General features: G+C 44.1%; 8 protein-coding genes. 4 read left to right on the top strand and 4 right to left on the bottom strand.

Translation table 11 applies throughout. The features are described 5' to 3' along the window. Window positions 1-2: 2 nt before the first annotated feature. A complete protein-coding gene (locus tag ACO05E_RS00885) occupies window positions 3-1,223 on the bottom strand; it encodes an acyl-CoA dehydrogenase family protein (protein ID WP_419811124.1) in 1,221 nt (406 codons plus the stop codon). Next, a complete protein-coding gene (locus ACO05E_RS00880) occupies window positions 1,220-2,575 on the bottom strand; it encodes an acyl-CoA dehydrogenase family protein (RefSeq protein WP_419811123.1) in 1,356 nt (451 codons plus the stop codon). Before ACO05E_RS00880 ends, ACO05E_RS00885 begins: the two co-directional genes overlap by 4 nt. 207 nt (window positions 2,576-2,782) lie before the next feature. Between ACO05E_RS00880 and yaaA the strand changes: the two genes are divergently transcribed. Further along, a complete protein-coding gene (gene yaaA / locus ACO05E_RS00875; RefSeq protein WP_419811122.1) occupies window positions 2,783-3,571 on the top strand; it encodes a peroxide stress protein YaaA in 789 nt (262 codons plus the stop codon). Next, window positions 3,564-4,142 (top strand): YajG family lipoprotein, encoded by a 579-nt coding sequence (locus tag ACO05E_RS00870; protein ID WP_419811121.1) that lies wholly within the window; start codon window positions 3,564-3,566, stop codon window positions 4,140-4,142. Before yaaA ends, ACO05E_RS00870 begins: the two co-directional genes overlap by 8 nt. Window positions 4,143-4,242: 100 nt before the next feature. Here ACO05E_RS00870 and tssH read toward each other — a convergent pair whose 3' ends face one another. Further along, complete coding sequence (gene tssH / locus ACO05E_RS00865; protein WP_419811120.1) at window positions 4,243-6,822, bottom strand: type VI secretion system ATPase TssH; 2,580 nt, start codon at window positions 6,820-6,822, stop codon at window positions 4,243-4,245. Between the two features lie 320 nt (window positions 6,823-7,142). Here tssH and ACO05E_RS00860 point away from each other — a divergent pair, with 320 nt between their 5' ends. Together ACO05E_RS00860 and ACO05E_RS00855 are read left to right on the top strand one after the other, a co-directional pair. After that, the gene (locus ACO05E_RS00860; RefSeq protein WP_419811119.1) at window positions 7,143-8,894 is read left to right on the top strand and encodes a ShlB/FhaC/HecB family hemolysin secretion/activation protein; all 1,752 of its coding nucleotides are present in this window, start codon (window positions 7,143-7,145) and stop codon (window positions 8,892-8,894) included. After that, a complete protein-coding gene (locus ACO05E_RS00855; RefSeq protein ID WP_419811118.1) occupies window positions 8,894-12,361 on the top strand; it encodes a beta strand repeat-containing protein in 3,468 nt (1,155 codons plus the stop codon). The genes ACO05E_RS00860 and ACO05E_RS00855 overlap by 1 nt, the downstream gene beginning before the upstream one ends. 384 nt (window positions 12,362-12,745) lie before the next feature. Here the strand turns inward: ACO05E_RS00855 and ACO05E_RS00850 are convergent, their stop codons facing one another. Further along, the gene (locus ACO05E_RS00850; protein ID WP_419811117.1) at window positions 12,746-13,681 is read right to left on the bottom strand and encodes a DUF3592 domain-containing protein; all 936 of its coding nucleotides are present in this window, start codon (window positions 13,679-13,681) and stop codon (window positions 12,746-12,748) included. Window position 13,682 lies beyond the last annotated feature (1 nt).

Raw genomic sequence — 13,682 nt, 5'->3', positions numbered from 1 at the left:
TGTTATTTTAATTCAGCAGAGGTTTTATTTAATAATCGTCGCGCCACAATTAACTGCTGAATTTGTTGTGTGCCTTCAAAAATATCGAGAATTTTTGAGTCTCGCGCCCACTTTTCTAATAATTCATCTTCGCCATAACCAATAGCACCGGTCAGGGCGACACAACCGAGGGTTATGTGATTAGCAATTCGCCCGGCTTTGGCTTTAGCCATGGAGGCTTCTTTGGAATTCGGTTGGTTATTATCGGCCATCCACGCCGCTTTTAAGGTTAATAACCGTGCTGCTTCCCAATCGGCTTCATAGCGATATAGCGTGGCTTCGGTCTGGCTGCTGAGATGGCAGGGAGTCTGGTAATCTTGCCGAATATCCGCCTGCTGAAGAATTTCACGAGTGCGATCAAGTGCGGCTTTAGCAATACCAACTGCCATCGCAGCCACGACCGGGCGAGTGTTATCGAAGGTTTGCATCACACCGGCAAATCCTTTTCTGATATCCACATCGGCCGAGCCTAATAAGTTACTGGCGGGGATGCGACACTGGGTAAAGGTAATAGCGGCGGTATCAGAGGCTTTAATGCCCAGCTTTTTCTCCAGCCTGACCACCTCCATACCGGGAGTGCCTTTTTCCACCACAAACGATTTAATCGCTGCACGTCCGGCGGAGCGATCTACACTGGCCCATACGACCACGGCATCTGCCCGGGCTCCGCTGGTGACATAAATTTTCTCACCGTTGATGATGTATTCATCGCCATCTTTTACTGCCGTGGTACGAACGGCAGCAGAATCTGAGCCAAAACCGGGTTCGGTAATCGCCATCGCAGCCCATTTATGACCAAACCGGGCCAGTTGTTCATCGTTGGCAACCGCTGCAATGGCGGCATTACCAAGACCTTGCCTCGGCAGGCTGAGAGACAGACCGACATCCCCCCAGCACAGTTCCTGTAATCCCAGTACGGTCGACATATTGCTGCCGTTATGAATACCGTCGAGTGGTTTATTATCTTGCTTCAGCTTGCCTGCACCGGCACTCTCACCGACGCCGGTATGAGCGATGGCGTCGTTCATACCATCCATAATCGCAGCCAGCATATCCAGCTCTACCGGATAAGCGTGTTCGCGGGCATCGTACTTACGCGAGATCGGGCGAAACACATGGCGCGCAACCTGTTGCGCCTGATGAATTAATGGTTTGAACTTCGCAGGAATTTCTAACTGAATCATAAGTGCAGTCCGCTGGTTTGGCAGGCTAATACCCGTAAATCCCGATACCAGCGCTCGACTGGATGCTCTTTGGTAAAGCCATGGCCTCCCAACAGTTGCACGGCATCCGTAGCAATTTTCATGGCTTTTTCGCTACAGAGTGTGTGTGCCAGATACGCTTCCCGGATAAAAGGTTTTCCGGCTTCGGCTAATGACGCCGCACGCCAGGTTAATAAGCGCATGGATTCGAGTTCGATTGCGATATCGGCAATAAGAAAGGCAACCGACTGGCGATGGCTGATGGGCTCACCAAACGCTTGCCGTTCGTTGCAATAAGGAATGACATAATCCAGTGCCGCCTGGCAGGTACCAATGGCTAAGGCACACCAATGCAATTGCCCGGCATGAATAAACTCATGGTAATTGTCCGGGCGCTGCAAAAATGCTTCGCCTCCTAACAGTGCTTCATGCGGAAGTTCTGCATTATTAATCGTCAGGGTGCCGTTTCCGGCGGCCCGCATTCCCATGGTGTTATGGTTGCTGAACTGCAGCGCGGGGTGATCTCCGGCCACAATAAATAATCCGGGTCGGCCTTTCAGCATGGCAGCAACCAGATAATGTTCAGCTTGTCCGGAAAATGGCACCAGAGTTTTCTGGCCGTTCAGGCGGTAGCCGTTTTTGGTCTTTTTGGCCTCCGTGCGTAAATGGTGTGGGTTAAACAGAGGCTGTTTTTCCTGCACGGCAATGGCCGAGACGCAGAGTGGGTCATCCAGATAGCGGGGTAGCAGAGTGTTTTTTTGCTCCGGGCTGCCCCATTTAACCAAGGCATTTGCTACCGCTGTTGGAGCCAGAGAGCAATAGGCCAGGCTCATATCACCCCAGGCCAGAGTTTCAGCAATGATTGCATTCGTCACCGGACTGTAATGTTGAGCGCCGCCGCCCAGCGCTTCCGGCACCGAAAATGCGTTTAGTCCCAGCTCCGAGAGCTGAGCTGAAAATAGCTCAGCCGGCTGTTGCTGCTCATCGGCAGCGAATGCCTGATTGCGAAATACCTCCCGGGCATAAGTATGCAGAGTGTTCTGGATGATTTGTTGTTCGTCTGACAGGCTCAGGTCAAACAAGGGAGACGAGTTTTTCGGGGCGGCCAGCTGCGCCGTAGTTCCTGGTTGTTCTGTAGCTTGTGTACGTGCTTTACGCTTTTGTATTCCTGAAATCAGCTTAAAGCCATTTTTGGTCGACAGGTAGGCAATTCTTTCTGCGGGTTTGTTCAGGCGGTATCTGGCGGCAAAACGACTTCCGGCAAAATAACTGGCCAGTCGGAGTGCCAGACCTTGCCCGGATAATGATCGTTTGTTGTTTGTATTCCGATGCATTAGGACGGCCTTTTGAGGTGTTGCAGTAGTGTCGCAAGCCAGTCGCTGAGGCTCATTGGCGCAACTGACAGATGCTGCGGGTCGCGCTGGCGAATATGTGGAGAAAAGGGCTGGAATCGGAAGATACAATCCTGGTGATTAACAGGTATGATAACGTCATCGTAAAGATTGATTACTCTGAACCCTTTCAGATAAGGATACATACCCATGCTGACGTTGTTGTCTCCGGCAAAGACGCTGGATTTTGATACACCACCCACAACTGATACTTTCACTCAGGCTGACTTTCTGGAGCATTCAGCACAGCTGGTGGACGTGCTGAAGCCCTATTCTCCGGATGAAATCGGAGCGCTGATGAAACTCAGCCCGGCCTTGTCAGAATTAAATGTGCAGCGTTATCACGACTGGGTATTACCGTTTAAAGCTGATAATGCCAAAGCGGCGATGCTGGCTTTTAAAGGCGATGTATACACCGGTCTGGAAGCAAACACCTTTGATCAGTCACAATTAGAATTTGCCCAGCAGCATGTGCGTATTCTCAGTGGTTTATACGGTTTATTACGCCCGTTGGATTTAATTCAGCCTTATCGTTTAGAGATGGGCACCAAACTGGAAAATCCACGTGGTAAAAACCTGTATGATTTTTGGGGTGATATTATTACCGACGCACTCAATGCCGAACTGGACAAACACGGCAGTCAGAGCATTGTGAACCTGGCCTCAAATGAGTACTTTAAATCGGTCAAAACCAAAAAGCTGAAGGGTGAACTGATTACCCCGGTGTTTAAAGATGAAAAGAATGGTCAGTACAAAATCATCAGCTTTTATGCGAAAAAAGCCCGCGGTTTAATGACGGCTTATATTGTAAGAAATAACATTGATAACGCCGAAGCGATTAAAGCCTTTGATGTTGCCGGTTATCGTTTCAGTGAAGAAGACTCAAGTGGTAATACCTGGGTATTTAAGCGCGCAGAAAAGGATATTCCTGATGCATAAATTGATCACCGCCGCTGTGATGGTCGTTGGCTTGAGCGGTTGTGTTTTATCTCCACAAGTCATCGAGTTAAATGATAGCTACGTACTGCCGGCAGGGCAGGTGAACCCGCAACGGGATGCACTGATTCGTGTGATTGACCAGCGTGATGGTGTTAACAGCAATCAGTTGGGTCATCGTGGTGGCCGTAAACCACAGGAATCGCCATTGCTGGCTCAGAATGGACTCAATGATATTCTGACGAGCCGACTGCAGGATTCTATGACCCAGTTAGGCTTTGGCGGCTCCGGGCCATTAACGCCGGTAAAATTACAGCTGGATATCAACACGTTTGCATTCAGCTGCAATGAAGGTGTGATTGTGAATGAATGCAACCTGACCTTTAAGTTTTTGTTAACGGCCATTACCGATGAGCAAACCTTCAGAAAAACCTATGGTTTTAATGAAACCCGTGGTTTAGCCGCGTCACCTTCTAAGTCGTATAACCAGCAGTGGTTGAATGAGTCGTTGGATAAAGTCTGGGAGCGGATTTTTACCGATGTTGAGCTGCTGGCGGCTCTGAATGTTGAATGACAGCCATTTAATACGTTATACCGGTATTGATTTTTGTAAGGTGCTCCCACTCAAAGAGTGGGAGCACTGAAGCAGCTTTCTGCATCAAGGCGGTTACCATTCATGGTATCTGGAAAGTAAATTCACCGCTTTTATCCAGATTCATGTGTATTTCACTAATTTCCTGACCGCTGGCCATGGCTTCCAGGCATTGACTTGCAAGAGAAGGGAGTATGGATCGGGAAATAACGTTCTCAACATTACGTGCCCCGGTATCAGGATCTTTACAACGCTCTACCAGGTTTTCGATGATACTCTGATCAAAATCCAGTTTAGCTGAGTAACGCTCCTGAATACGTTTTTGTATTTTATTAAGATTAATTTTTACGATTTCCGTCAAAACAGAGCGTTGTAGCGGGAAATAAGGAACAATGGTCGTTCTTCCTAAAAATGCCGGTCTAAAGTGCTCTAACAACTCAGGGCGTATGTCTTCTAATAACTGTTTGGCTGGAGGCAGAGTCCCTGAGCTGCATGCCTCAGAAATATGAGCGGAGCAGGCATTTGAAGTCATGATGATGACGGTATTACGAAAGTCAATATCGCGACCTTCGCCATCTTTAATCGTGCCTTTGTCAAATAGATTATAAAACACATCCTGGATGCCGGAATGTGCTTTTTCCATCTCGTCCAGCAGAACAACACTATATGGATTACGTCGTACCGCTTCGGTTAATACACCACCTTCACCATACCCAACGTAGCCAGCTGATGCGCCAAGTAACATCGAAACCTTATGCTCTTCTTTGAACTCTGACATGTTAATGGTGATCAGGTTTTGTTCGCCGCCATAGAGCTTTTCGGCCAGTGAAAGAGCTGTTTCGGTTTTACCTGTACCGGACGTGCCGACTAATAAAAATACCCCAACAGGTTTGCGAGGGTCCGTTAAGCCTGCTCGCGACGTGCGTATCGCCTGAGCAATTTCTAACATGGCATGATCTTGCCCGACCACTCTGGCCGCAAGATGCTGTTCCAACTCTGTTATTGTTTTAATTTCATCGCTGACCATGCGGCCAACAGGTATCCCTGTCCAGTTCTCTACGATTTCGGCAACGGCCTGTTGGTCAACATCCAGAGCAATAAGTGGATTATCGCCCTGTAGTTCTGCCAATTGCTGAGTAAGGGCGAGAGCAGGTTCGTTAGCAGAATCCTTACGTTGATTTATGATTTGAGTAATAAGAGACTGCTCATCTTGCCAGCGCTGCTGTAATTGTTCACAGAGAGCATCATTTTCTTCTTTTTCTTCCTGATATGCGGACAGCTTTTCGTCACAATTTCCGGTAATTGCCTGTTCGGTTTCCAGATGTTTGATATTCAGCACAATTTGTTCGCTCTTTTTCTTAACGCGTTCAAGTTGTGCCGGAAGCGCTCCCTGACTTAAGGCGACACGTGCACAAGCCGTATCTAATAAGCTGACAGCTTTGTCTGGTAGCTGGCGAGCGGGAATATAGCGTGCAGATAACTTTACGCAGGCTTCAATGGCTTCATCCAGAATATGAACGTTATGGTGTTTTGCCAATGTCGGAGAGATGCCTCGCATCATATTAATTGCAGAAGAGATATCAGGCTCAGCGACATTCACTACCTGAAAACGGCGTGTCAGGGCAGGGTCTTTTTCAAAGTATTTTTTATATTCGCTCCATGTTGTTGCTGCAATGGTACGGAACTCTCCGCGTGCAAGGGCGGGCTTTAATAAGTTGGCTGCGTCGCCGGTACCTTCAGCGCCACCGGCGCCAATCAGTGTATGGGCTTCATCGATAAACATGATGACAGGATCCGCTGCAACTTTGACATCATTGATTACTGCTTTAAGGCGTTTTTCAAACTCGCCTTTCACGCTGGCGCCAGCCTGTAATAATCCTAAGTCCAGCGATAACAGGCGGATATTTTTCAAAGGCTCAGGTACATCATTTTGGGCTAAGCGCAAAGCAAATCCTTCTACTACCGCAGTTTTACCAACCCCAGGCTCCCCTGTAAGAATTGGGTTGTTCTGACGGCGGCGTAATAGAATATCAATCAACTGCCGAACTTCATCATCTCTGCCCAATACCGGATCAATTTCACCATCCCGGGCACGTTGCGTTAAATCAATAGTGTACTTTGTTAGTGCGGATGAGGCGGTTGTCTGAGAATCTGGCGATGGGGGGTTGTCGCTGGCAAATACTGACTCAGTTGTTGTGCCAACAACCTTAATCAGAGCTTCTGATAATACATCACTTCGGATTTTCGACAGTTCTGGCAGAGCCTGAATCAGCGGAATTCTGATGGTTTCATCAGATATTGCAGCGGTTAAAACATGACCTGAAGTGACCTGGCTATGACCATATTCAACAGAAGCCAGCATCCAGGATGCGGATGCCAGTTCTACTAAAGAAGGTGATAAAGCCGGTGCTCGTGTATTACCGGAACGAAGCTGATTCGTCACCTCTGTGGCTTGTTGTACCAAGCGGTCAACATTGGTATCAGTAATACGTAAAAGGCTGAGGAAATCCGTGTGTGGCAAGGTCGCTATTTTTAACAACCAGTGTTCCACTTCGACATTGAAGTGGCCCTGGCTCATAGCCAAAGCGGCGGCTTCTTCAAGAGCGTTGCGTAATAATGGATTCAGCTTATTAATGATATTCTGCAAGGTCAAATTAGACATGATCAATCCCTGAGTATTGTTTGCACCGGTTTTTAGCAGTTGCTATAGTGTGCGCGCTTTTGCCGCTGTTGTCATCAGATAGGATCATGTCTGGTGAAGAATGCTTCAGGAGTGGAAAGGAAATAATCAGTAATACATTTTGAAAATGAATTGTTAAAGAATACTGAACAATGCAGTGAAAAGTTAACTCACTGTATTACACAAGTCTGACCTCATAATACCGGGCATGGATGCAGGTTTCTGTTTTTCAGTAAATCCATCGTTCAAACATCCTTGTGCTTCGAGGGAAGTAACCAGCTCATCAATTCAGAGAAGGATAAATGAAGATCAGGTATGAGTTATTCGTTTTATGTGCGTTGATTGTCAGTTTTGACGCATATTCTGATAAAACAAAGCGCTACTTTAATGATAATGAATCGGTTCGCTATCAGAAAACCCCCTATCAACAGGCAACCGATGTTCCGGACGAGCAATTTGATAATCGCTTTGACAGGGAGCCGCGTTTAGTTGTCAAAAAATTTAATGTGAAAAATCTTGAGAACTCACTTCCTGATAAAAATAGTGAGCAAGAGCTTGAAAAAATTATCGAAGAGGATCTCAAGCGTAATAAAAATATTTATACCGTTTCAAGATTCAATGAACTTACCCGTACGTTGACGAACTTTTACCGAAGCAAGGGGTTGCTGCTATCCCGGGTTTATATTTCTCCTCAGGCAATTAAAAACCAAACGGTTGTACTGGGTTATGCCGCAGGCCAGATTGAAGGTATAACAGTAAAAAACAATCGTTTATATGATGAAGAAACGATCCTTAAACCATTCCAGAAGCTCATCGATCAACCGGTTGAGCTGACTTCTCTCAGAACTGCAACGACTCAACTGGGGCAATATCCGGGCTTGCAAACAAAAACTACCTTTTCTCCGGGGGAGCAGCCTGGAAGTACTGTTCTTAATATTACAACAACAGAAGAAGAACGTGTGGGAGCCGTTGTTAGTTTCGATAATTACGGAAGTGAATATACCGGGAAGTACCGATTCGCAGCGAATGGGTATATTAATAATATCACTGGTAATGCCGACCAGCTCAAATTAGGTGGTTTTGCAACCATCAGTCCATCTAACTCTTTATACGGTAATCTTTTATACCGTCTACCTCTGACGCTCAATCTTCCTGAAGACGATTCATGGTTTAGCTTTTTATCCCCGGTTTTGAATAAAGGTCTGATCTTTGAGTCCGGTTATACACAAAATACTTATACGATCGGAGAAGAGTTGGAAAAGCTTGATATCAGCGGTGAGTCCAGTGTTTATTTTATAGGTGCTAATACCAATCTTGTTCTTAATGAAAGATATCAGGCAACAGCTGGCCTTTTCCTGAATAGTAAAACAGCTAAAACAGTACAAAATGGCGATACGCTTTCTGAAGATAAGCTAACAACGCTGGTTATTCGTACGGATTGGAATGCTCGCGACAGTTTTTGGGCAGGCAACCCGGCAACCTCATTTGCGTCGTTTGAGTATCATCAGGGAATCAGCGATTTTCTCGGTGCCATGGGAGACAATGAGCCGAATAGCCGAACGAATGGTAAAGGTGATTTTGCACCGGCAGGGTTTAGTAAGTATGTAATTAATCTGAATCGTATACAGAGCCTCGATAACAATCAGTTATTGGTTGATATGCAATATATCTATACACCCGATATGCTGACCCCAATCGAACAAACTCCAATTGGAGGGCCTTACGCTGTTCGTGGTTATCAGTCAGGAGACTACAGTGCTGATACAGCATTAATCATGAAAGCTGAATATTTTGGCTACAGCAGCTCGACACTGTCTTTACCAATTGATCATTTAAAAGCAGGTGTTTTCCTTGATTATGGTATCGGCTGGCGTAATGAGGCACTGGCAAATGAAGAATCCAGTGCGCATTTAATGGCAGCAGGATGGTTTGCTGAATTCGTAAAAGATAAAAAGTTTAATGCTCGTGTAATGATGGGGATTCCATTGACAGAAGCGGAACCCGGTGATGACTCAAGTTTTCAATTTTATACCACATTACAAAGGAAGTTTTGATGATGCGTGTATTAATACCAGGTAAGAAAGTTTTAACGACGTTACTAAGTGTCAGCTTGTCAGGACTCCCTCAACTTGTGCTTGCATTACCTTCAAATGGCCAAGTGCAGCAGGGTAGTATCACAATAAATAATAACGGTTCTATAGCAACAATTAACCAGGCATCGGCGTACGGCCAGATTCAATGGGATTCCTTTAATGTTAACGCCAATGAAACCGTTAACTTTATTCAGCCAGGCTCTGATTCAGTTACCTTAAATAATATTCTTGATCAGAACCCTTCTACTATTTTAGGACAGATTAATTCGAATGGTCAGGTTTTTTTAAGCAATCCTAATGGGTTTATTTTTGGTGCAGGCAGTCGTGTTAATGTTGGTGCTTTATTAGCTACGACATCACAGATTGACAGCTTTGATGCACAAACCGGGAGAATAAACTTATCCAATCCAGGTACTGGAAGCATCGAAAATAACGGGGCTATCCATTCAAATGGATACATAGGCTTCTTTGCCCCATCCATTAATAATACCGGGGAGCTAATATCAGCAGGCGATAGTATGGTTCTAACAAATGATAATTCCGGAACACTCTATTTACCGGGCTTTTCAGGCGTTGGCTTTGATATTGAGAACCTGGAATCTATCGGAGCCGTTGGTATATCCCATGAGGGAGAAATTCGTACTGAAGGAGGGCAGGTTCTTTTAAGTTCTGATGCAATTGATCAGACTTTACAGGCAGCTATTAATAGTACAGGAATTATCGATGTTTCAATTGCAGCGGGACAAAACGGTAACGCCGGTTCTATTGAAATTTTAGCTGAAAATGGATCAATTATTCAGCAAGGTAATCTTTCGGCAAATGCCGGGCAAGATGGTAATGGTGGCGTGATTCATTTGATCGCTGCTGATTCTTTGTCTGCATCCGGAGATATCAGTGCCAGAGGCGGAGATTCTGCTGGAAATGGAGGCTTTGTTGATACTTCTGCTGAAAACCTGATTCATTTACCTGGGTCTGTTGATACAACTGCCGGTAATGGAACCTGGGGAACCTGGTTAATAGACCCAGATAATATCATCATCAATGCTTCAGGCAGTGGAGATGAATCAGCAAGTTACATATCTACTACTTATATTGTGAATATGTTAGAGACTTCCAACCTGCTGATTGAGGCGGATTTAACAATTGCCTTATTAGATATATTGACATACAGCGGTGGAAACTCCTCAACTTTAACTCTGAAATCACCGCTTATTCGTCTTGAGTCAGATATTAACCTTGGCGCTAATGCTAATTTAGTTCTTAATTCCAATACCTTGACGGTTAACCAACGAACAGATTCTCCTTTATCGCTAACTGCTAATAGCCTCGTTTTTCAGAATGATGACAATGCATCCGTGCAAAGGATGACTTTGAACAGTGACTTAATCATTAACGGGTCATCTTCTATCGATTTTCAGGATGCCTTGATTCGTGGTCAGGGTTTATACCGAATGACGGTTAATAATCAGGAGGCAGACGACAATCTGGAGTTGTCATTGGGGCGAGTAAATAGTTTGTTAAAACTAACTGTCGATGATATTAGCTCAGTTATTTTATACGATGATATCCAGACTTTTGGTGAAGGCGTTGATATAAGCTTAAAATCAGGGGGAGAGATCAAAATAGCAGATACTGTAGCGGACAATAGCATTGAAATTGAAGATATCAGCACAGGTGATATCCGGCTGGATGCTGGTATTGATGGTAATAGTAATAGTCTTTTGATTGATGCACTGGAAGGTGATGTTTATATACAAGCAGCAAGTAACCTGAAAGCGTTAACCGTTGAAAACTTTGCAGGAACACTCAACCTTAATGGGAATATTTCGGCAACGGAGGAAATTAACTTTGCTGCTGTCTCTGATATTGAATCTTCTGCCGATATTACTCTGGACTCGGCCAGTATAACGCTGACACCTAATGATTTTACCAGCTCGGCAGGATTAACCCTGCAAGCAACAGGAGGAGATGTTAAGACTGGAAATATAACAGCAAACTCTTTAACTGTTATTGCAGATAATCTTCTGGTTGATGGTAATTTGATTACCAATACAGCGATAGAGAATGGGCTGAATCTAGGCACTACTACTAATGCTGTACTTCAGTCTGATTCCATCCTCACCGGAGATCTTGTTTTCGGTCAAATCGATAGTGTTGATGGAAGCAATTCTTTACAGATTAATATTGGTGATAATGATTTTGATCTTCAGAATATAGGTATTACAAATGGATTTTCTTCATTTTCATTAAACGGTAATGGAGAGCTTAATATTATAAGTTCTCCTGTAATTTCTGGGCGTGGTGGGTTTAGTATTCTGGGGAGTATGACTACAACACTTGCCAACGATTTGACAATTAATACCAGCTCAGCTAATGGGTTAATTAACTTAACCGGGTTGACCATTAATGGTGAGAAAACACTAACGTTAAATAGCGGAAGTGGAGATATTAGCTTGGGAAGTATCGGTGAAGAAGTTGCTTTGAAAGATATTGTCGTTACTACGGCGGGGACAATTAACCTGCACGATAATGTAGTCTCAACTGCTAATCGATTTGACTTTAGCAGCGCTTCAGCAATCGTGCTGTTTAATGATATTGCTTTCGGAAGTTCAGAGGCCTTTCTGGATAGGCTGGATTTTGGCAATGCCAGTGTTGATGGCACATTTAATCTGACGGTATTCAGTAATGAGTTTTCATCTGGAGCAATAGGACAAAATACAGCACTTCAGGATATTACTCTTAACATTGCTGGAGATGGATATACCCTGAATAATGACATTCAGGCAGCAGGCGGTATTCGTATTGATACAACTGCATTTCGGCAAAATGGTTCAATTTTCAGCAGTGGTGGTGATGTCAACATCTCATCTTCTGGTGATTTAGCTATGTCTTCTTCTGCCAGTACCAGAACGGAGTTGGGAGATATTTCTCTAACGTCAGAAACAGGCAGCGTGGCTCTTGGAGTATTAAATGCTTCGCAAAAAGTTAATGTTGATTCTGCCTTGAATATCACCAATGCAATTGATGATTATGAATCAAATGTTGATACATCAGTTAACATTCTCTCATCTGATGTGACTCTTAATGCTGGCGGTGGTATTGGTCAGGGAGTTGAATCGCCGTTAGTGATTTCGGCAGGATCAGAAGGGAGTATTAATGCAGTATCAGGTGACGATATATATATTGCTAACCTGGATAACTCGAAAACTAACCTTGATGCTATAGAAAATGATTTGAATTTGTTAGCCTCGACGGCTAATGCTGACGCAACTAATCAAATTAAGACTCCCATATATGAACTGACATCAGCAGATGAAACGTTTGATATATACAGTCCCGATTGGTATACGGATGAATCAGAACAAGAAGAAAATAGTACTCCACGAATCTATCATGATCGTAATGGCTGGCGGTTAGGAAATCCTTAAACCGGTTTTAAAGCATACCAGCATATAGTTTCTGAGCTTTTTCAAATCTATATGCTGGTATTTTCAATGCTGAGTAATTTGTAGTAGTTAGATACCGTCGTTCAAATACAACCTAATAGTCGTTGGTTTTAAATCGATGCCTGGCAGATTCAACCTGAGTTAATCGCTTTTCATCCTCGGTGTAGTTTTCAGATAGATCGCACTGGTATCATCAACTACTCATAGGTAGGCAGATTTTTGTCGTATTTACTCTTGTCATCTCATTTGATCGTCAGTGTAAAACCTGATTTGATCCATCGATGTTCAAAAGAGTGGGCATATATCTCATGCACTTGATGTGTATATCACGTGGCTAGAGACGTTCCATGTAGAGTCAGTTGCTCATTAAAAGACTAAAGTGGCTTGCAAGTCATAAGGCTTACCAGAAACGTTACAGGGTAGCATACGTCCTGGGAAAACATCAGCCGCTTGCTCAGTGGTTAGAGTCTGACTAAAAGTTAGACGTTTGCCATTAAGATCTGAATTAAACACCTCTCCAGATATTTCATAGATATTAGCGCCACGGAAGAACTGTGGACTGATATCGGTAATTTTTATCATCGATGTGCTGTTTTCTTGTGGTTTGGCGGCTGAAGTAGGTTTTTGAGTCGTAGCCGTTTGCTTTAGCTGCTCAATAATGCTGGCTAACTCTGGGTTATCTGATGCATTAATATCAGATGCTTTGATAATCGTAGGTTCAGAATCCTGAACGACGACATTTACATTACCATGCTTTCCTGGCTGAACAGAGCCACCGGCTAAGGCCGTTTGAATGATGCTGTTGATGTCATTAGAACCAAACTGATTTTGGGTATTTCCTGTTTGTGTCGGACTATCATCCCAATCGCCTTGTTTAATTGCCTCGTAATCAATAACAACTTCTTCTGGATTGTTTGGATTGTACTTTAAAGGAATTGGACTGCCAGGAGGGGAGTGATACTTGAAATCTGGTGGGACGTATAATATTTCTTTTTCATGAGAAAGGTATTGAACATGGATATTAAGAAATCTTCTTTCATTTTGAGCAAGCTTTGAATCTCTCATACTTGTTACAATGCCGATTATTTTTTCCTTGCACCTTTTTCTTTTTTCATTTTCCAAGTGATTTTTGTATATGTTGTATGCCCATAGGTAGGTTAAGAATACTGAAAAAATAATTCCCATTAAGCTTGGGATTTCTCCGGTTTCTAGTGTGTTTTTTACTGAAGTTCCCACTATTAATACTGCCGGCAGTGCAATGGTTGCAGTTACAAATAAGTTGCTTGAGTTGAAATAGAACATA

Origin of the sequence: Bacterioplanoides sp., from assembly GCF_965226395.1 — a bacterium.
Lineage (GTDB): Bacteria > Pseudomonadota > Gammaproteobacteria > Pseudomonadales > Oceanobacteraceae > Bacterioplanoides.
This window is presented reverse-complemented; position numbering and strand designations above follow the sequence as displayed.